This is a genomic window from Bacillus methanolicus MGA3 (genome assembly GCF_000724485.1).
Lineage (GTDB): Bacteria > Bacillota > Bacilli > Bacillales > Cytobacillaceae > Bacillus_Z > Bacillus_Z methanolicus_A.
Map to the genome: position 1 here is coordinate 383,727 of NZ_CP007739.1, position 20,580 is coordinate 404,306.

Below are 20,580 nucleotides of genomic sequence, written 5' to 3' on the forward strand. Positions count from 1 at the left end.
GTTTATTGTCAGGGGTCGATTTACGATGAATCCGTTTTTAGCATTTCTTGTCAGAATGTTAATTGCAATTCCGACAGCTGCCATAGTTTGGTTGGTGAGTTTTATTGCATTCGATCAAACATTTTTGTATTCGACAGCATTTTCCTTGGTCGGTGCGATTCTCACATATTGGATAATTTCAGTTTATATGAAGTACCGCTTTTTAAAAAAACATCGTCTAACTAGAAAAGAATATCTATATATTAAGAAAAATTTGGATGAAGCTAAGCCGAAAATTTACCGTTTGCATAAAGCGCTTGTTTCCATGAGGCACATTCCATCTTTGAAACAAAGAATTGAACTTATACGAATCACGAGAAAAATATACAGTTTGACAAAAAAGGAGCCAAAACGATTTTATAAGGCGGAACAATTTTATTTTTCCCATTTGGATTCCGCTCTTGAACTGGCAGAGAAATATGTTTTCTTATCTGCACAGCCAACAAAGGACCGAGAGCTGGAAAAATCACTTATTGATACGCTCCGAACGTTAGAGGAACTTAAACATTTTATTGAAAATGATTTATATCAAATCTTATCCGATGACATAGATCAACTGCATTTTGAAATCGATGTGGCCAAGCATTCAATAAGAAAAATGAAGGAATCACAATTACATGAAGAAGGCAGGAGATTAAAATGACCGAAAACAATTCATCCCTGTTAAAGAATACTAGTAATGCTGATTTAATGGATGACTTACTTTCTAACCCGTTTGGTGACAATGAAAAAATACCTATTCTTCAAACGCAGGAAAAAAAGCAGGTTAGACTCATTGATGTGATCCCGGAAGAACACAGGGCAAAGGCTTATCAGCTTGCGGAACAGATTGATCCGAAAAATCATCAAGCGATCATCTCATACGGAACGCAGGCGCAATCTAAGCTTTTGTCCTTTTCGCAAACCATGCTTGAACATGTTCAACAGAAGGATTTAGGCGAGATAGGAAATATAATAAACGACTTAATGAAGAAGTTAAACGAGGTGAACCCTGATGAGCTGAAGCCGGGTCGGCCGTCTTTTTTCGCGCGCATGTTTGGAAGGCTATCAGGTTCCATACAGGAGGTGCTTTCCAAATATCAAAAAACAAGTGCACAGTTAGAGCGGATTAGTGTGAAGTTAGAAAAAAGCAAAAATATCCTTATGTCGGATATCGCCATGCTTGAAAAGCTCTATGAAAAAAATAAAGAGTATTTTCAAGCTTTAAATGTATACATTGCAGCGGGTGAATTAAAGCTTGAAGAATTGTATAAAAAAACAATTCCTGAGCTGAAGAAAGCTGCTGAAGAGACAAATGATCAAATGAAGGTTCAAGAAGTAAACGATATGATCCAATTTGCCAACCGTTTGGATAAACGTTTGCATGATTTGAAATTAAGTCGGGAGATTACAATCCAAAGTGCTCCTCAAATCCGCCTTATTCAAAATACAAACCAGGCGCTTGTCGAGAAAATCCAATCTTCCATTATGACGGCCATTCCACTGTGGAAAAACCAAGTTGCGATTGCTCTGACATTGATCAGGCAGCGTCATGCCGTTGAAGCACAAAAACAGGTATCAAAGACTACAAATGAGCTATTGTTAAAAAATGCAGAAATGCTAAAAGTAAATACGATTGAAACGGCAAGAGAAAATGAGCGTGGTCTTGTTGATATCGAGACATTAAAGAAAACCCAGGAAAATTTAATCGCAACTCTCCAAGAGACCTTGCGGATCCAAGAAGAAGGGCGAAATAAACGACGCCAAGCCGAGATTGAGCTGGCTTCTATGGAAAACGAACTAAAGAAAAAGCTTCTAGAAATAAAAGGCGAGTAACTCCTTTAATTAAGTTTGTTATCATAAAATGTCTCAACAACACATGTGTTGCCAAAACAATCAGTATTTCTAGCCTTCTTGCTTAATATGGCGAGAAGGCTTTTTTGCATTCTTCCTTCACACGGGTACTCTTCAAGGGAGGCTGGATTGTTATAAACAAGAAAAAACTCATATGGAATTTTATTAAATAAACATTATTAAGAATGGATTGAAAAAGGATAGATACAAGCAGAAAATAACTGCATGTTCTATCCACTGTTGACTTTATTTACGACGGAATCCCATTATCAATGCCCCAATTGAAAGTAATAGAGCAATAATCGACAGAGCCATTGTTGTTGTTTGTGTACCGTCATCATCTGATTCATTTGCTGCAGATTTTTCTTTTACAGAATCATCATGATCGGCATGATGGCCATGATGATGATCGGTCTCTTGATGTTCCTCTGTTGCAGGCGAAGCAGAAATCTTCGTGATTGAATGAGGTGTATCGGCACCTTCATTCCCTGTCCATTCTACAATACTGTTGTCTTTATAATATTGGTAAGCATCCCAAGCAGCATCTTGTTCTTTGTCTGGATTTTTTGCTACAAATGAAAATCGTTGGAATTGTCCAGGTAAAATTCCCTCGCCATTTGCTGTCCATGTAATTGAAGTTACTTTGCCAGATTTATCTTTTTCAGTTGTTGTTGTCCATCCTGGTACTGGTTCATATAGCTTATATTCTATTCCTTTAGGAATTTTAAGTGTCACTTTTGTCGTCGCAACGTTTTTTTCAACTGGTACTTTTACTGTATAAGTTTCCCATGCTCCAGTAGCTGAAGTACTTGGATTTACCGTGACATGTGCACTGGCTGTACCTGCAAACAGAGCCATTGCTGTCATAGTTGAAATAAGAATTGCAGATGATTTCTTAAAGATATTTTTCATTTTATCAAATCTCCTTTATATACTTTTTTATTGACTTCCTACTACCACAGGAAAATCGGTATCAAAACTGTCCAAAGACTTGGTTAATACATGTACACGAACATTCCAATACCCTGCCATATTCAAGTGCATTCCTTCCGTTTGGAATACTCCAGGTGCTGCGTTCGGAACGATCACGGTACTTTCTCCTGCCTGCTTGGTAGAGGAAAAGGTGAGGGTCACTTGTTCAATATTCGTTGGTGCTCGTCCCCTCTTATCTTTTAACTTGACTTTAAAAACGTTTATTCCTTCTATATTAGGGCTAATATGCAAGGAAACATGATACCCATTATCCGCTACACGTTTCGTTTGATCGAACGGTCCAGGCGAAGCTGTTGCTGGCGGCAGATTTGTGAGTATGGCTGCCATCAATATAACTATCACACCAATCGCGAGTTCAAGCCTTAACGTCCATCCTAATTTTTGTCTTACGCGTTTTTTTCCTTGGTTAAAATGATAAGCACCTAATAGAAACATGAAGAAAAATAAAATGATCTTTCCTAACAAAACTCGTCCGTATGACGTATGGATGAGGGAGTAAAACGTCGGGACATACATGAAACTTCCGTACATTCCCGTAGCAAAAATGATGATCACAGCACCAATTGCCCAAGGCGAAAAACGTTGAATGACTCTCCAATAGAGCAACCTGCTTTGATGCCCATTTTCCGTTTCCGGGTGACTTCTTGGTAAAATGATAGCAATCGCTGATAAAATCCCTATCCACACAGAAGCTGCTAACAAATGAAGAAAGTCCAATGCAACGGGTATTATCTCGTGCTGATGACCTGAAGCATGACTTGTTAAAGATTTCGTAATGAGCAATCCCATTATGAAAATGAGTGATGCTCCCCAAGCTTTCATGGAAGACAAGCTTCCCCGCTTTATAGCGAAATAAGTTGTGATGACAAGAATTCCAAAAATCATCATCTGTACAACCCATATAAGTCCGAAAGAAGTATGATTCAACGTTTCTTTCAACAATGAAAGGGTAAATGCCTGTGACCATGTTACATCTGCATTAATCGATGTTTGTAAAGGCAGATTTAGCAACAGACTGATAGCAATTCCAAGCAATGACAGCCAAATGATTTTTTTGCTTTTCGATTGAACCTTGGAAGACTCTTGATGTTCTGCTCGATAAATAAAAAGGTGAAAAAATATCACTCCTAAATATAACGCAATGCTCATATACAGCAACCAACGATTGATCAAAATATCAACTTTAGGCAAATAGCTGGATATTTTCCCTTGTAAAGCATTAGCTTCTTTTCCAGCATGCCCAATACGAAAAGGAATAACTCCTTGTACCGGATGACCATCTGAGGATATGATTTTCCATTGCATAGAATACGTCCCATTCGGCAAGTTCTTTTTTATTCCTGCCTCCAGGATCGCATGGTTCTGTTTATTTATATGGGCATTTTTCAAATCAACGCGTTTACCCGAAGCATCCATCACAGAAAGTGAATAAAAATCAGGTTGGATAAACTCATTAAACTGAATGCTAACGACAGATGGCGGTTTAGATAATGTCTGATTTTCCATTGGCGAAGATTTAACAATATAAGCATGGGCATATGTAATAACAGGAAAAAGTGCGATCACTAAAAAAATAATGAATGCCCATAATCCTAACTTTCTAAAACTCCCCAATTTACGCCTCCCTCATTAAAAAAATAAAGAATATCCGACGGCTGTTTCATCTCCCTTCAAATAGTCTATTGCACATGGTATTAGCAGCCCAATTAAAGTTTGTACAATCCAAGTATAAAGTAAACTTGTGTTGAAATTGTGATAAAACTGGGGCGATATTTGTTTTCTATTTCTTTTTAAGGATTTCCAAAGGTAAAAAGATGTAATAAAAATGAAGCTAAATGGCAATAATGGCAATTATCTTAAAATCAGGAGGTGTAAAGGTTGAAAGAAGAACTAAGCATCTTTTATCGAATTTTTACAACGACCAAGGATGCAATTGAAAAATTTATGAATATGCTCGACCCTGTTATTCAAAATGCCAAGGATGATCATGAACGTCTATATTATCACCACATTTACGAAGAGGAAGAACAACGGTTATCGCGTTTAGTAGAACTTATTCCGCTTATTAGTAAATTTGAAAAAGAAAAAGATGAAAAAATATTTTCCCCGGCCAAGAATGAGTTTAATCGTCTTTTACAAGAATTAAATCTTGAAAAATACGGATTGCATAATTTTGTAGAGCACTTGGATTTAGCACTCTTTCAATTTACAGATGAGGAACGGAGCTCTCTTTTAAAGCAAATGAGGGATGTTTCCTATCAGGATTATCAACAAGTAAAAGAAATGTTAAATAAGATAAATGAACGATTTGACCATGACTATGTCGATCCGCATGCACATCATGATGAACATCACGACCACTTAGCTCCACCTGGTTATTCACTAATCATAAAACAATCTAATAAGAAAAAAGGGTTTACTGTTGGGAGTTTAATATAGCGAAAGATTTAGGAGGAGAAAAGAATGGGCAAGACTCAACTATTTCCAGATTCACCATTAACAGATCAAGATTTCTCACAATTAGATCAAACAGTCATTGACACTGCACGTAGACAATTGATTGGACGCCGTTTTATCGAATTGTACGGTCCGCTTGGAAGAGGAATACAGAGTATTTTTAATGACGTATTTATTGAAAACTATGAAGCAAAAATGGATTTTCAAGGATCATTTGATACAGACATCGAGACTAGTAAACGGGTAAATTACACAATCCCATTACTTTACAAAGATTTCGTTCTATATTGGCGTGATTTAGAACAGGCAAAAGTTTTAGATATCCCTATTGATTTTTCCGCAGCAGCAAACGCTGCCCGTGATGTGGCAATATTAGAGGACCAGATGATTTTTTACGGATCAAAGGAATTTGATATTCCCGGTTTAATGAATGTAAAAGGCCGATCAACACACTTGATAGGAAATTGGTACGAATCAGGAAACGCTTTTCAAGATGTAGTGGAAGCAAGAAACAAATTACTTGAGATGAAACATAATGGGCCGTTTGCTCTTGTTTTATCACCAGAGTTATATTCATTGTTGCACCGTGTACATAAAGATACGAACGTTTTAGAAATTGAGCATGTTCGTGAGCTTGTTACAGATGGGGTGTTCCAAACCCCGGTTCTAAAAGGAAAAACGGGAGTCCTCGTCAATACAGGGCGAAATAATCTGGATCTTGCTGTTTCAGAGGATTTTGATACAGCATATTTGGGAGAAGAAGGAATGAACCATCCTTTCCGTGTGTATGAAACGGTTGTTTTACGGATTAAACGCCCTTCTGCCATATGTACATTAGAAGACGGGGGAGAGTAATGGACGAGTGTGATGAATAAAAGAGCATTTACTGTTGGCTCCCTTTTTCCAAGAAATATTACTATTAATAAAGATTCAAGATTTAAACAAGAATGTCAGCACCTTAATGAAATCATTTTGCTTCAAAACCAAATGAGATTTGAAATCGAACCAACGAAAGGAAATTTATTAGATGTTGCTTTAGATCAAGGGCAAGCCCTGCAATATAAATGCCGAAAGGGAACTTGTGGAGTGTGCACAGTAAAAGTGATAAACGGAGTATCCAGCTTGTCCCTTCCAAACGAAAAAGAATAAAAAAATTAGAAAAAGCTTTAAATGATGATTATCGATTAGCTTGTCAAGCAGAAATTCTTTAGAAAAAAAACGAGGTCCCTAATGGAACCTCATTTTTTTATGCTAAAACGCGTTCATTTAAATGAATAAGCTTTTCTTCAATTGGGAATGGGAGTGAGATGTTATGCTTTTTAAGTTCCTTTACACTTATATCCCGAACAAGTTTTATCGCTTCTTTCTTAAAAGAATGTGTGACAAATCCGTCATTAATTTCACATAGCTTTTGTAAGTATTGTAAAGTACCTTGCAGCAATAATTGTTTCGCATGTGTATTATTAAGCTGGCAAATCAATTTATGCTGCAATCCTTTGATTACAGCAATTTGATCAACGTGCGCAATAATATTTGTTCCATTATCATCTATAAAACATAGGGAAACATACTGGCCTTTTGATATGTCAATATTTGTGAATACCGGGTTATGGTATAGTTCACCAGATGATAAACGAATCATGTCTGCTTCAGCAGCACCGCCTATTTTTCGGTAATTTGAAATAACAGTATGAATATCTTTCAACCCGTGTAACATATTAAACATATTGTTTCCCCCCGGTTGATATCTAAATGTTTATGACATCATTGTATAGAAAATGAGAATCATTGTCAATTGGTATTACTTTCCTAACACGGAGGTTATGTAAAAGTTTTTGATCTCTTTTGGGGACTGACTCATAAGGTCTGACTCCCTCCAACAATACCAACATAAAGAATGGTTTTATTCGTGTTTAGCTATATGTTGTATTGGAGGTGTCAGACCTTGTCAGACCTTTTGCTTTTGAGTCAACACTGTTTTTGGTAAACAATGGTTGGTATCATTCTTTGCTGGATTAAACGTTGAAACTTGTTAATTAAAATCTGTTTTTCATTCAACTTTAATAAGTATTATGGAACTCATAATTATTTGCTAGTTGATTCTTCAGGAGATGTTTCTTTATTTGCGGGTTCCTCTGTATTTGTATTACTGTTAGAAGGATCTTTTGGATTCACTTCTTCACTAGAAGGTTGTTTTGAATTCTTCTCACCGTCTGTAGGTTTTTCTGTATTGATATCACCATTTGTTGGCTCTTCTGTATTCATCTGTCCATTAGTTGGAGTTGGCTCTTTTTGAGGATTCAAGTTTTGATCATTGCTGCAGGCCGTAATAAGCACCAGGACAAATACAGGAATCAATAGTTTCAAAAAAGTTTTCAATACCATTTTTATTCCTCCTCGTTATTTTTTAAGTCGTTTTCATTTAGGAGTTTTTATTACATGGAATTTTCAACTCCCTTCCTTCAAAGGTAAAGCCATTATAAACAAGCAATTTTAAAAAAATTGTCGATTAATTAAATATTTACCAATCTTTAAATGAACTGTTAATTTACCTTAATAAAAGAAAAGAGACTTTATTATTTGCAGTGAGTTTGTGTTAAAGAGAAAGTTGTTGAAATAAGGAACTGAATCGAATTACTGATCTAAAAAAATCGATTTTTTAAGCAAAATCAGAGGAAAGGCATTTGGTAGGTATAGTGGATAAAAGGCAAATACAATGAAAGCAATTTTTGACCTTTTTTGACCAAATAAGTATAATGAAATTAGGCATTTTCATAGCCCAAAAAGTTAGCTTTTTTTATTTTTGGAGGAGGTAGAGCTTTAAAGCATCAAAACTTCATATGACGTTTAAAAACAAACATCTTAAATAAACCAAGGAGATGAAGGGGATATGGGTTTATTGAATAAAGGTGTAACGTTTTTGAACTTCGATGAGACATATTTTTCGCAGCAAAGTCTTCGATCCATTCCGCATGAGAGCATAGATTTTCTCAATCTTCAGCATGTACATTTATTTTGTGAAAAAGATTCACTAAAGGAAATAGAAAGACGTCTTTCAGAAAGAAAGCAGAAAGGGATTACGTTTATCGGCAACGGCAACTATCACTATGTCACTTATTTATTGTTAAAAGAAATACATACACCGTTTACACTTGTATTATTTGACAATCATCCTGACATAGATATGTCGGAAGGTACGACCGAAAAGATCATATCTTGCGGTTCATGGGTTTCTTTTGCACTTGAACACATACCAATGATGAAACAGGTTATTATCGTCGGACCTTCTTCAGCCAAGATTGCTTCTTCTGAATCTTTAAAAGTAAGAATTTTTCCTTTTGATCGTCAACAAAACTACTCTTCCAAACTTATACTTTCTACTATTCAAACCGATACCGTTTATATTAGCATCGACAAAGACGTTTTAAATAAATCCGATGCTGTGACAAACTGGGATCAAGGATTTATGAACATTCATACTCTAATCCAATATGTGCAAGATATTCTCAAAAAAAAAGACATTTACGGCGTGGATATTTGTGGCGAAGCACCTTCAACTCCAAACAATTTTTTTCTTCCAACCTATAAAGATTCTATTCAGAAAAATGAAACTGCTAATATAAAAATTTTACAAACATGTTTAGGTAATTCACGACAAAAAGCATCAGAACGCAGAATTCACTCTTTCACTTCTGCCAAATTTACTGCAGCATATAAGGGGGGCGTTCGGATGCCTTCCTAATATTTTCTTCACGTTTCTTTAAAATAACAAAAAACCTTAATTATTTTTTAATAACAATTGTTCAAAAACTTATTATTAACGTCCTTAATATTAATTACAAAAATTAATAAAACTGGTATAATTTAATATCTAAGAGTAGATTTACTATATGTAGGAGCTGAAGCCGGTTACTGCAATTACGAACTAAATAATTTAAAAAAAACAAGATTAGAGAGGTCATTCTCATGCCATCAACAAATTCAAATCCATCCATGGCTTCACTATTACGGAATCGTTTTATCCAAGCGATTATGACGGCTGGCTTGTTTATTCAAGTCGGCATCTGGGTACGCAACTTTGCTATTCTATTGTTTGTTACAGAGAAGACAAATGGGGATGCGCTTGCCGTCTCACTCATATCTGTGGCAGAATTTGCACCGATTTTTATCTTCTCTTTTATTGGCGGCACGTTCGCAGACCGTTGGCAACCGAAAAGAACAATGATCTGGTGCGATCTGTTAAGTGCTATATCGATATTTATTGTATTAATGGCGCTCCTGTTCAGCACATGGAAAGTTGTCTTCCTTGCTACATTCGTTTCCGCGATGCTTTCGCAGTTTTCTCAGCCTTCGGGGTTGAAGCTGTTCAAAGTACACGTTCCGGGAGAGCAGATGCAGGCGGGTATGTCATTATTCCAGACGATGATGGCTACGTTCATGATTATAGGTCCGGTATTAGGGACCTTCGTTTTTCAACAATTTGGTATCTACATTTCTATGGCGGTAGTAGGCATCACTTTTTTATTATCTGCTCTCGTATTGACCTTATTGCCTCCGGACAAGATTGAGAAAAAGGATGACAGGGAGACATCGCTCTGGCATGAAATGAAGCTCGGCTTTCAATATGTGTGGTCGCGCAAGATTCTTGTGACTTTGGGAGGCGGCTTCATGGCTGCTGGTTTAGGGATTGGACTAATCCACCCGTTAGCCATCTTTCTGGTAACAGAGCGCCTAGGTCTAGAAAAGGAATACCTGCAATGGCTGTTCGCAGCCAATGGAGCAGCTATGATAATCGGCGGCGCTGTTGCGATGGTATTCTCCAATCGGATTGCACCGCACATCCTATTGATGCTGGGTATGGGAAGCATGGCTGCAGGAATTTTTGTTATGGGTTGGTCCACTATGTTCTGGCTTACCTTAATGGCTGAGTTTCTTATCGGTCTATTCATGCCTGCTCTCCAGATCGGCATTAATACGATTATATTGAACAATACCGACGAATCATTTGTAGGACGTGTAAATGGAATAATGACTCCTTTGTTCATGGGTGCAATGGTTATCACGATGAGTTTGGCTGGTCTGTTGAAAGAACAATTCTCCTTAGTCACGATTTACCAGGCCTCTGCTGCTCTCTTCCTCATTGGCATTTTGGTCATGCTCCCGATGTTCCGAATGCTTGCAACTGATGAAGCTAATTGAATAACAACACTATTGCATTATTCAACTAATTAAATCCATCGAGTGTTTTTTCTCCTTTGGATTTGTACTAGTACCATTTTAGTGGCAGGGGCGAGCCTGACTCATAAGGGTCTGACCTATATGAGTCAGGCTCGTTTTTTTTTGTTTTATACTGATGAAGATAATACTGGAAAGCATACGGAGTAATACGAATAAATAATGTACAGCCCATACACGTTAATTCTTTTTGAATACAATATAGCGATATAAGAGAGTAAGGGGGGGTTAAAATGTCTAAGGATAAAAAAGAAAAAGTGATCCATGTTGATAAGTTAATCATTCATGCCAAGGAAGTTGATATTATTCATGAACGTAAAGAAGATGACAGCAGAAATGAACGAAAAAGAGATGATTTCCAAAGGATGGATCCTTGGGGATTCTTTTGGGGCAGGCCGCGAAGAATTCAAGAAAATCAGCAAGAGTCAGCACCGGAAGAAAAACACGAAGATTCAGTAGATTGATTAAGAAACATCTTAGGGAGAATTAATAAATAAAAGAAATATAATATTTCATAAAGAGTCGTTCCTTTAGAGTATTTTGTTTGTAGCAGTGACTACATTCAAAAAAGGAAGATTCTTTTTTTTGTGGTGTTACAGGGGCAGGCGGTTGTTCTGGATGGAGGATATACTGTTCAATAAAGTTAGATTCGGAACCCGATTTGATTTATTCGAAATAGGGTTCCGAATTTTTCGAAACCTCCTTCCGTTAAAGAATTTTTGCTGGTTTTCTTTTGGTATAATGAATGTAACATGCACTAAATGTTTCCAAGGGAAATAAGCTGGAGGCAGCTAAATTATTGCTTATCAGTAAGACAAGTTTTTATGAAAAGTGCAAAATGTATGATATTTAATAACCAAAAAGGATTCTTTTTACGGAAGTATAAGCCTGTTACATCATAAAATATCAGGGCTTTTTTATTTAATCAAACGTTTGATTAGTTTTGAAGGCGTTCGGATGCCATACTAATTTGTGTGTGTAGTATCGTAAATTAGGCTTCTTCCCCTTTAAAGCCTTTCAATTGTTAGGCGGCAACACTACTTTGCTCACCCAGCCAAATGAGAGATCCCCGCTGTTTAAACTTATTGATGGACTGACCCTAAGAGTTGACAGTATATCACCGTACGTACTTTGAGGCAGGGAAAAATAACGTATTTATGGAAAATGTATATAAAGAGTAAACTTTTGCAAAAATGTCTGCGGTGCTTCAATATACAAAAGAAAGGGCGGATGTTTATGAGTATATTGGATAAAAAGAAAATAGTAGAAATTAGAAATCGTCTTGAAAAACGTGTCGTGACATTGCCAGATGGCACTTCAGTTCCATGTTTAGGACAAGGAACATGGAAGATGGGAGAAAATCCTCAAGCGAAAGAGCAGGAAATCAAAGCCTTGCAACTCGGCATAGAGTTAGGCATGAAACTAATTGATACAGCTGAAATGTATGGAGATGGCGGCGCTGAACGTATAGTAGGGGAAGCGATCAAAGGACGCAGGGATGAAGTATTTTTAGTCTCTAAAGTGTATCCGCACAATGCAGGATTAAACATGATTTCAAAAGCGTGCGAAAACAGCTTAAAACGGTTAGGGACTGACCGTTTAGACTTATATCTTTTACACTGGAGAGGCCGGATTCCTTTAGAAGAAACGATTGAAGGCATGGAAAAGCTGCGGAAAGAAGGAAAAATTTTAAGATGGGGAGTCTCCAATTTTGATACGGATGATATGGAAGAGTTATGGAACGCTGCCAAAGGACAAAATTGTGCGACAAACCAAGTGTTATACCATCTAGGTTCCAGAGGAATTGATTTTGATCTATTGCCTTGGCAGCGAGAACATAACATGCCAATTATGGCTTATAGTCCAATTGCTCAAGGAGGCTCTTTAAGAAAACAATTATTAACGGATCCAATCGTTAATGAAATTGCAGAAAAATACAATGTAAAACCGCTACAAATTGCTCTTGCCTGGACGATACGAACAAATGATGTTATTGCCATTCCAAAAGCTGTGCAAGAACAACATGTGATTGAAAACGCTGAAGCTGCTTCCATTGAATTGACCGAAGAAGATCTGAACAGACTTGATGAGGTGTTTCCGAAACCTAATAAGAAAGTGCCTTTGGATATTATATAAAGGTTTTGCAGAAAAATCATAGTATCAAAAAAGAGTTGCTGCTTTTGCACGCAACTCTTCTTTAATTTCTTTTAAAGAAATTTAACTTCGATAAAACAGAAAAGCTTATTTGGATTAGATACGCAGTCTAGCAGGACCGTTTAAAGAATGAAAATATTAGTTTTTTCCGACTAAAACGATATGAAATATTGACTTAATTCTAGTTTTATAATAGGATTTATGTTGACTGACTAATCAATCAAGAGAGGAGGATTCTTATTTCAAGGCAAGAAAAGTTAGCAGATGGAACCTTTGATAGAAGGGATAAAATATTGCAGATTGCCCTTCAGCAATTTGCGAAATATGGATATCATAGAACGAAAATATCAGATATTGTACGAGAAGCTGGTGTATCGCAAGGAACTTTTTATTGGTACTTCAAAAGTAAGGAAGCTATCGCTCTTGAAATTATTAAAAAAGGACAAGAACAATTGCTGAAAGTCGTGTTGCAAGGCTATCGACAATCAGCGGGAAGCGTTCAAGACGCTGTAAAAGCTTCTGAAAAATTGTTTGAAGACCTTTTTACATTTGCTGAACAAAATAAGTATTTAATGAAACTTATCCTAAAAGGAATTGAAACAGAAGATTCGGTACAAGAAGCTATATTAGAAACTCGAATTAACATCGAAGAAGCGTTTCAAAAAAACATTAAGAGAGCAATAGAACTTAATATGCTACCTGCAAAAGACCCGGCTCTACAATCCGCTTTTTTAATGAGTTTAGTGGAAGGAATAATGGCAAGATGGCTGTTTGAACCTCTTGTAAAAGATTCAACTATTAAAAAGAAAACAGCTAAAGAGTTGGCTGCGGAAACTGTTAGATTCGAATTTTTTGGCCTTCTTGGTATATAAATTTTAATTACAAGTTCATTAGAAAGGAGTAAGAATAGATGAGAAAAAGACGCTCATTTGTTTTAAGTATGATTTTGATCCTAGCATTAAGCCTTATTGTTAGTGCTTGTGGAACAGCTGGAAATAAATCTGCTAAAGACGAGAAAGCAAACTCTGACTTATTGCAACAGATTAAAGATAGAGGTGTTATTAAAGTTGGAGTAATGGGTACATATCCTCCCTACAATTTCTTAAACGACAAAAAAGAAATGGATGGTTTTGATGTAGATATTGCAAAAGAAATTGCGAAAAGATTAGGAGTAAAAGCAGAATTTGTAGCACAAGAATTTTCCGGTATGATACCAGGCTTAAAAACGGAAAAATTTGATATTGTTGTTAGCCAAATGACGATTACTGATGAGCGTAAAAAACAAATGGATTTTACTGAACCTTATATTACAAATCAAGTAAAAATCATTGTCCGCAACAATAACAATACTATTAAAACATTAAAAGATTTTAAGGGGAAAAATATCGGAGTTGGTTTAGGTACTAATGATGAAACATATCTTCGTACGAAAGTTCTTCCTGAAGTAGGTGAATTTAATATTAAAACGTACGATGATGTCATAACTTCATTAAAAGATTTAGATTCCGGAAGAATCGATGCTACGATAAACAATATATATGCTATAAAACCGATTGTTGAAAAAAACGGATTTAAAATTAAACCTGTTGGTGAACCAATCAAATCCGATCAAGCAGGTATTGCAATGCGTAAAGGAAACGAGGCTCTATTAAAAGAGTTGAATAAAATTTTACAAGAAATGAAAGATGACGGGACATATAATAAGATCTTTAAAAAATGGTTTGGAGAGGAACCGGCAAAGTAAAAAAATAGAAAGGAATTCGCAATTAGAATGGATCTTGTAATAGATAACCTGTCATTTTTGCTAAAAGGAGCGTATTATACGCTTCTTATTACTATTGTATCAATGTTTTTTGGGTTAATCATTGGGGTTATTATAGCGATTGCGAGGCTTAAAGGCAATCGATTGATCAAATGGTTAGCTCGCGCATATGTTTCTATCATTAGAGGGACCCCTCCTTTAGTACAGATTATTATTGTTTATTATGGGTTAGTGGATTACGGTATAAAACTAAACCCGTTAAATGCTTCATTTATAGCGTTAAGCATTAACATCGGTGCTTATTTATCGGAAACATTTCGCGGAGCGATTCAATCGATTCCTAAAGGCCAAACAGAAGCTGCTTATGCAACAGGGATGACGCCATGGCAGACAATGAGGAGGATTATCCTTCCTCAAGCAATTCGAATCGCAATCCCCCCAATGGGTAATACCTTTATTGGCATGTTAAAAGAAACCTCGCTCGTTTCCGTTATCACTGTTACAGAATTGTTGCGTTCAGCGCAATTATTAGTTGCCCAGTACTATGTATATATGCCGTTTTATATAGCGATTGCAATTATGTATTGGATCATGAGCACAGGCTTTTCTTTAATATTAGAAAGAATTGAAAAACGTTTATCAATTTATGATTAAGTTGGGGATTTAACATGATTAAAACAAACGGGTTATCGAAAAGTTTTTCCAATCAAGAAGTTTTAAAAAATATTAATTTAGAAATTTACGATGGAGAAATTGTTGCTATTATTGGTCCAAGCGGTTCCGGAAAAAGTACATTGCTTCGATGCATAAACGGTCTTGAAGAAATGACATCTGGAAGTTTAGAAGTCAATGGCATTGTGGTGGATGCAAAGCAAAGAAAAAAGGAGCGCAATAAGCAAATACGAAAAATCCGCCTTCATACAGGCATGGTTTTTCAACAGTTTAACTTATATCCTCATAAAACAGTTTTAGAAAATGTCATTGAAGCTTTATTATTAGTAAAAAAATGGCCTAAAGCGAAAGCTGTTGAAAAAGGAGAAAAATTGCTGGAGAGGGTAGGATTGCTTGAAAAAAAAGATGTATACCCATCCAGATTGTCCGGAGGCCAGCAGCAAAGAGTGGCCATTGCACGTGCACTGGCAATGGAACCTAACATTATGTTATTTGATGAACCGACTTCTGCCTTAGACCCTGAATTAGTAGCGGAGGTTTTGAATGTTATCAAAGAGCTTGCTAATGAAGGAATGACGATGTTGATTGTGACACATGAAATGAAGTTTGCAAAAGAAGTGGCAGACAGGATCATTTTTATGGCTGACGGAATGATCATCGAACAAGGAAAACCGGATCAATTTTTCTTAAATCCACAAACAGAACGTGCAATGAAATTTTTGAATAATTTTACGGTTAAATGACTTCTTGAAAGGAGCTTTTGATGAAAGTTGTAACTGAGGGGTACGGGAAACGTTCCTTCACAGCAGTTGGTGCATCCGGTTATGAAATGAAAATGGACGCGACAGAAGCTTATGGTGGAGAAGGAAAAGGCGTCACACCAACAGAAATGCTTTTAGCTTCTTTAGCAGGATGTATTGGGATCGATTGATTTAAAAATTTATACCTCACTAGTGATCGTATCAAAAAAGAGTTGCTGCTTTGTTTAGCACGCAACTCTTCATCTATTTTTATATCAATTTTTCGAAATTCAAGCGTTTGTTCAGCGCATACATAATTGGTGCACCAATGATCATTACAACAAATTCGCCAACTGCCGTTGTCAACCATGTAAATAAGAATGGCAAGCCAAAAGCTAAATGAAGTTCAAGAGCAATGAGGAACATGGTGAACGTAAAGACAAGGGTGTTAAACACCATTCGCCCCCATATACCTTTTATAAAGCGCGCAGAAAAAATGGTGATTAATAAAGAAATTATAGTTTGTCCTACACCAAATACAAGATCATACGCAACCATTGGTGAAAATAATAGATTGGTTAGAAAGACACCTAATACCATTCCGTAAAGATATTTCTTGTTGAAGACAACAAGATGGTTAAAGATTTCGGAAACCCGAAATTGTATTTGGGTAAATCCAAACGGCTGAATGAGCATGGAGACAGCTATATACAAGGCTGCCAAAATCCCATTCCCGACAAGTGTTCTTACATTCATATGCAATTCTCTCCTTAGTTTTTTATCGTGGGATGGTTTCGAACCACGTTCGAGTGAACACTCGAAGAAAACATTATAATACACATAAAAAATTTGGTCAAAATAGAAGCCCGGCTGTTCCGCGCAGCAGGGCTTCTATTTGTGCGCCCGGCATGGGTGTAATCTATAGGGTGCAAGTCCCGAGCTGTGAAGGCAGAAGTAGCAGTTAGCTTAACGCAAGGGTGTCCGTGGTAACGCGGAATCTGAAGGAAGCGGACGGCAAACTTCCGGTCTGAGGAATACGAACTTCATATGAGGCTAGGTATCACTGGGTGAGTTTGCAACACAAAACAAAGCCCTTTCTGCCGAAGGTGATACAGAGTAAATGAAGCAGATAGATGGAAGGAAAGATTACACTCTTACCCGGGGAGATCTGACTGGCACGCCAAGTAATCTTGGTAACCTATCTAGCGATAGATAGCTGAGCAGTCAGAAGTCAGCAGAGGTCATAGTACTCTTTCGAGCTCGAGACGAAAGAGGAAGGACCGAACAATTAAGGAGAACGAAACACTACGCGTTCATTTTCTGTGTTGAAGCAGACAATCCGGCAGGACTTACTTGAAGGAGGAAGTGGTGAATCCCACGGGGGACTTCAAGAGGGTGGAGCAGAAGATGGCACAAATAGAGGGATTCGTTCACGTGGAGAGGATATCTATGTTGATGGAACTGATTTTGTCACGGGAAAATGACAAGGTGAACCACGATAAACTGATGGGGATCTTGGCGAAAACGATCGAAGATCGGATTTTACTTAAATTAATCTGCCGGTATCTTCAATCAGGCGTGATGATAAATGGAGTGGTAATGGAAACAGACATGGGAACGCCACAAGGTGGACCGCTTAGTCCACTATTATCAAACATCATGCTTCACGAGTTGGACAAGGAACTTGAGAAACGTGGACATAAATTTGTACGGTACGCGGATGACTGTAATATCTACGTGAAAACAAAGAAAGCAGGAATTCGTGTCATGAACTCCATTACTAACTTTATCGAGAAGGAATTAAAGCTCAAGGTAAATAAAGAGAAATCGGCGGTAGACCGTCCTTGGAAACGGAAGTTTCTCGGTTTTAGCTTTACACCAAACAAAACACCCAAAATACGGATGGCGAAAGAAAGTGTGAAACGATTCAAGAACAAGATCCGTGAAATCACATCAAGATCCAAACCGTATCGAATGGAGGAAAGAATTGAGAAACTGAACATGTACCTAATGGGATGGTGTGGATATTTTGCCTTGGCAGATACACCAAGCAAGTTCAAAGAATTGGATGAATGGATAAGACGAAGACTTCGAATGTGTTTATGGAAAGAGTGGAAAACGCCGAAAACAAGAATTCGGAAACTTAGAGCATTAGGTGTTCCAAGCCATAAAGCAATCGAGTGGGGCAATACACACAAGAAATACTGGCGGATTGCCTGCAGTCCCATTCTACACAAAACCCTCGACAACTCCTACTGGAGTCATCAAGGGTTAAGAAGTCTATTCGAGAGATATCATTTTCTACGTCATACTTAATTGAAACCGCGGTATACCGAACGGTACGTACGGTGGTGTGAGAGGTCGGGGGTTAGTCACCCCCTCCTACTCGATTTCATCTATTTTGTTAGATGATAGGATAATTCTGAGTGTATCGTGGATTACTTTAGTATGGCGGCATCGGTTCAATTTTTTAATTGGAATAGCTTATCATAAAACCGAATTTCCATTATTTTAGAGGAAATCGGTTTTTTAGTATTTACAAATAAACATAATGAAATAAGAAATTTTTTTAGTCAATGACAAATATAATGAAAAAAACATTTAGATGAAATATTGTTAAATCAAGAAGAGTTGTTTTATCAATCAAATTAAATGATATAATTTTCTAAAAATTTCATTATTTTAAAGGAAAAGGAGAGATTCTAATTATGTATGAACTAAAAACAAAAGAAACCGACAACAGTGTCATTGAGTTTATTGAAAATATAGAAAGCCCCAAAAAACGTGAAGACGCATATAAATTATTAGATATTTTTACTGAAACGACAGGTTATAAAGCAAAAATGTGGGGACCTAGTATTATTGGATTTGGTTCATATCATTATAAATATGAATCTGGCCACGAAGGTGATGCACCGCTAGTTGGCTTTTCACCTCGAAAATCCAAAATCAGCTTATATTTTGCACCGGGTGACACACAACGAGATGAATTGTTAAAGGACTTTGGAAAGCATACTACTGGAAAAGCGTGTGTGTACATCAATAAAGTAGCTGATATTGATGTTAATGTTTTAAAAGCTTTAATTAACCAATCTGTAAGGTTTTTGAAAGAAACCTATCCGAATGATTGAAGTGTTTAAAGAAATTTGATGACTAAAAATTCGATTAGTTGAATTTAACTAATGATACCAGATACCTTATTTTTTAAATAAAAGAAAAGAATTTGTCCTACGACAAATGTAAGATCGCCCTGTTGTTTCTCACAGCAGGGCAATGTCAATGGGAGTTGGTAACCGGGAAAATAAATATCGGAACTTTAACGAGATCGAAGAAATGGTTTATAAGTCCTGCAGCTCTATCAACTCACCGTTATTGGAAAGCACACCGTATTTACAATCTAATTTTCCGCACAATACATATTTTTTCTGCCATTTTTTCTTCCACTGGGGCGGTGCTTCACCCTATACCTGTAGATGAACACGGTATGAAAACGGATTTAATCCCTCCGAATAAAAAACCAAGATTTATTTTTGTTACTCCATCCCATCAGTTTCCACTTGGGGGAACATTGCCTATTCAGCGTCGAATTCAGTTAATCCAATTTGCCAGAAAAGTTGATTGTTTTATTGTAGAAGACGATTATGACAGTGAATTTCGTTATCAAGGAGCGCCAATTAATTCACTTCAGGGGCTTGATCCAGACAGGGTGATTTATATTGGAACTTTCAGCAAGATATTATCACCTGCCCTAAGGTTGGGGTATTTAGTTCTGCCTCTCTCTTTAACAAAACGTTGTAAAGATTTAAAATGGTTTACGGACCTTCACACCCCCTCATTAGAACAACTTACCCTTGCGCGTTTCATAGATGAAAGACATCTGGAACGCCATATTAGAAAAATGAAAAAAATATATAAAACACGTCGGGATCATTTAAAAAAATGTTTAGTAGAACAGTTTGGTATTAATGTTAAAATTTCAGGTGATTCAACAGGTCTGCATTTGATTGCTGAATTTCAAAATATAGAGTTTTCAAATGAAAAGGTACAGGAAATAATGGTAAAATATAAAGTTAAAATTTATCCAGTAGAACTTCATACGATTCACAAAGGAATGCATCAAAGTAAAATCATTTTAGGCTATGGTAATCTAACAATAGAGGAAATAGAAGAAGGTATATATAGATTAAAATCTGCTTTGATCTAGGAGATGGTGAATCATTATCAATGTCTTATCGATTTTTTGGTTCGTTCTGTACGGCGACTTGTTGTAAATGGAACATGAAGATGATGTCCCAAAAGCGAACACTTTTGGGATACTCCCTTTCTTTTATTATAAAGATTTTATGATAATAATTCTTTTCGCCAGCATTTACTATTTCACTGATATCTTATAATTGTTTGAAGAAAAACACCATTCAGTGCATGAAGATGTAAGTTCCTAATATCGAAATTTTCATTTCAATTTATCCTCAATTCCTAAAAGTTATAAAGAGAAGAAAAAAATAAAAGTGGATAAAAATAAATAGTTATAGGAGCTGGTTAACAATAAATTCTGCACTTGGAAACAAATCTATTTTAAGTTGAAATTTCCTCATTCGATAAAGAGAGTTTTTCATAAATATACCCCACCATACGTAATTTAAAATCTGAAGAACATGCGTTTTTTTTTCTCCAAAAAATCCCCTCCAAGTAAAC

20 protein-coding genes, 3 pseudogenes and 1 riboswitch are annotated in these 20,580 nt (G+C 36.6%); of the genes and pseudogenes, 18 read left to right on the forward strand and 5 right to left on the reverse strand.

Annotated elements, in window-relative coordinates; translation table 11 throughout:
- Window positions 1-25 precede the first annotated feature (25 nt).
- Window positions 26-682: a 5-bromo-4-chloroindolyl phosphate hydrolysis family protein gene (locus tag BMMGA3_RS01980; protein WP_003348293.1), complete on the forward strand. Its 657-nt coding sequence runs from the start codon at window positions 26-28 to the stop codon at window positions 680-682.
- Window positions 679-1,854 (forward strand): toxic anion resistance protein, encoded by a 1,176-nt coding sequence (locus tag BMMGA3_RS01985; protein ID WP_003348290.1) that lies wholly within the window; start codon window positions 679-681, stop codon window positions 1,852-1,854. Before BMMGA3_RS01980 ends, BMMGA3_RS01985 begins: the two co-directional genes overlap by 4 nt.
- Window positions 1,855-2,118: 264 nt before the next feature.
- Here BMMGA3_RS01985 and BMMGA3_RS01990 read toward each other — a convergent pair whose 3' ends face one another.
- Together BMMGA3_RS01990 and BMMGA3_RS01995 are read right to left on the reverse strand one after the other, a co-directional pair.
- Complete coding sequence (locus tag BMMGA3_RS01990) at window positions 2,119-2,784, reverse strand: YcnI family copper-binding membrane protein (RefSeq protein ID WP_003348288.1); 666 nt, start codon at window positions 2,782-2,784, stop codon at window positions 2,119-2,121.
- A 27-nt stretch (window positions 2,785-2,811) separates the two neighbouring features.
- A complete protein-coding gene (locus BMMGA3_RS01995; protein ID WP_003348287.1) occupies window positions 2,812-4,479 on the reverse strand; it encodes a copper resistance protein CopC in 1,668 nt (555 codons plus the stop codon).
- Window positions 4,480-4,743: 264 nt separating this feature from the next.
- Between BMMGA3_RS01995 and BMMGA3_RS02000 the strand changes: the two genes are divergently transcribed.
- Genes BMMGA3_RS02000 through BMMGA3_RS16675 form a run of 3 tightly spaced genes read left to right on the forward strand, consistent with a single transcriptional unit; the run spans window position 4,744 to window position 6,471 of the window.
- Window positions 4,744-5,304 carry an IMEF encapsulin system ferritin-like cargo protein gene (locus BMMGA3_RS02000; RefSeq protein ID WP_003348284.1) on the forward strand — a complete coding sequence of 187 codons (561 nt, stop codon included), beginning with the start codon at window positions 4,744-4,746 and terminating at the stop codon, window positions 5,302-5,304.
- Between the two features lie 24 nt (window positions 5,305-5,328).
- Window positions 5,329-6,177: a family 1 encapsulin nanocompartment shell protein gene (locus BMMGA3_RS02005; protein ID WP_003348282.1), complete on the forward strand. Its 849-nt coding sequence runs from the start codon at window positions 5,329-5,331 to the stop codon at window positions 6,175-6,177.
- Window positions 6,178-6,189: 12 nt separating this feature from the next.
- Complete coding sequence (locus BMMGA3_RS16675) at window positions 6,190-6,471, forward strand: 2Fe-2S iron-sulfur cluster-binding protein (RefSeq protein ID WP_003348280.1); 282 nt, start codon at window positions 6,190-6,192, stop codon at window positions 6,469-6,471.
- Between the two features lie 97 nt (window positions 6,472-6,568).
- On the opposite strand, the gene BMMGA3_RS02015 is transcribed toward BMMGA3_RS16675, so the two are convergent.
- Window positions 6,569-7,048, reverse strand: coding sequence for a hypothetical protein (locus tag BMMGA3_RS02015; protein WP_003348278.1), 480 nt, complete (start codon window positions 7,046-7,048; stop codon window positions 6,569-6,571).
- A gap of 359 nt (window positions 7,049-7,407) precedes the next feature.
- Entirely contained in the window at window positions 7,408-7,707 is a 300-nt protein-coding gene (locus tag BMMGA3_RS02020; protein WP_003348276.1) for a hypothetical protein, read from the reverse strand.
- 505 nt (window positions 7,708-8,212) lie between these two features.
- Here BMMGA3_RS02020 and BMMGA3_RS02025 point away from each other — a divergent pair.
- The 9 genes and pseudogenes from BMMGA3_RS02025 to BMMGA3_RS02065 all read left to right on the forward strand — a co-directional run.
- Window positions 8,213-9,064, forward strand: a complete 852-nt coding sequence (locus BMMGA3_RS02025; RefSeq protein ID WP_003348275.1) for an arginase family protein — start codon at window positions 8,213-8,215, stop codon at window positions 9,062-9,064.
- A gap of 224 nt (window positions 9,065-9,288) precedes the next feature.
- Window positions 9,289-10,521, forward strand: coding sequence for an MFS transporter (locus BMMGA3_RS02030; protein WP_003348272.1), 1,233 nt, complete (start codon window positions 9,289-9,291; stop codon window positions 10,519-10,521).
- A gap of 269 nt (window positions 10,522-10,790) precedes the next feature.
- Window positions 10,791-11,021, forward strand: a complete 231-nt coding sequence (locus tag BMMGA3_RS02035) for a hypothetical protein (RefSeq protein ID WP_003348271.1) — start codon at window positions 10,791-10,793, stop codon at window positions 11,019-11,021.
- A 772-nt stretch (window positions 11,022-11,793) separates the two neighbouring features.
- The gene (locus tag BMMGA3_RS02040; RefSeq protein ID WP_003348270.1) at window positions 11,794-12,693 is read left to right on the forward strand and encodes an aldo/keto reductase; all 900 of its coding nucleotides are present in this window, start codon (window positions 11,794-11,796) and stop codon (window positions 12,691-12,693) included.
- A gap of 311 nt (window positions 12,694-13,004) precedes the next feature.
- Window positions 13,005-13,583 (forward strand): TetR/AcrR family transcriptional regulator, encoded by a 579-nt coding sequence (locus BMMGA3_RS02045; protein WP_003348269.1) that lies wholly within the window; start codon window positions 13,005-13,007, stop codon window positions 13,581-13,583.
- Window positions 13,584-13,621: 38 nt separating this feature from the next.
- Window positions 13,622-14,455 carry a substrate-binding periplasmic protein gene (locus tag BMMGA3_RS02050; RefSeq protein WP_038501993.1) on the forward strand — a complete coding sequence of 278 codons (834 nt, stop codon included), beginning with the start codon at window positions 13,622-13,624 and terminating at the stop codon, window positions 14,453-14,455.
- Window positions 14,456-14,482: 27 nt separating this feature from the next.
- A complete protein-coding gene (locus BMMGA3_RS02055) occupies window positions 14,483-15,127 on the forward strand; it encodes an amino acid ABC transporter permease (protein WP_003348266.1) in 645 nt (214 codons plus the stop codon).
- Between the two features lie 14 nt (window positions 15,128-15,141).
- Entirely contained in the window at window positions 15,142-15,888 is a 747-nt protein-coding gene (locus tag BMMGA3_RS02060) for an amino acid ABC transporter ATP-binding protein (RefSeq protein WP_003348265.1), read from the forward strand.
- A gap of 20 nt (window positions 15,889-15,908) precedes the next feature.
- Window positions 15,909-16,073, forward strand: a pseudogene (locus BMMGA3_RS02065) (OsmC family protein); the annotation flags it as partial.
- An 82-nt stretch (window positions 16,074-16,155) separates the two neighbouring features.
- Here the strand turns inward: BMMGA3_RS02065 and BMMGA3_RS02070 are convergent.
- Window positions 16,156-16,641, reverse strand: a complete 486-nt coding sequence (locus BMMGA3_RS02070; RefSeq protein WP_003348263.1) for a QueT transporter family protein — start codon at window positions 16,639-16,641, stop codon at window positions 16,156-16,158.
- A gap of 8 nt (window positions 16,642-16,649) precedes the next feature.
- A riboswitch (PreQ1 riboswitch) is annotated at window positions 16,650-16,694 on the reverse strand.
- A gap of 513 nt (window positions 16,695-17,207) precedes the next feature.
- Here BMMGA3_RS02070 and BMMGA3_RS17720 point away from each other — a divergent pair.
- The 4 genes and pseudogenes from BMMGA3_RS17720 to BMMGA3_RS02085 form a co-directional block, all read left to right on the forward strand.
- Window positions 17,208-17,369 (forward strand): hypothetical protein, encoded by a 162-nt coding sequence (locus BMMGA3_RS17720; RefSeq protein WP_003348262.1) that lies wholly within the window; start codon window positions 17,208-17,210, stop codon window positions 17,367-17,369.
- A pseudogene (locus tag BMMGA3_RS02075) lies at window positions 17,362-18,201 on the forward strand (group II intron maturase-specific domain-containing protein); the annotation flags it as partial. The gene BMMGA3_RS17720 and the pseudogene BMMGA3_RS02075, both read left to right, overlap by 8 nt.
- A gap of 392 nt (window positions 18,202-18,593) precedes the next feature.
- Window positions 18,594-19,016 (forward strand): DUF1801 domain-containing protein, encoded by a 423-nt coding sequence (locus tag BMMGA3_RS02080; RefSeq protein ID WP_003348259.1) that lies wholly within the window; start codon window positions 18,594-18,596, stop codon window positions 19,014-19,016.
- Window positions 19,017-19,315: 299 nt separating this feature from the next.
- Window positions 19,316-20,089: pseudogene (locus BMMGA3_RS02085) on the forward strand (PLP-dependent aminotransferase family protein); the annotation flags it as partial.
- Window positions 20,090-20,580: the final 491 nt, after the last annotated feature.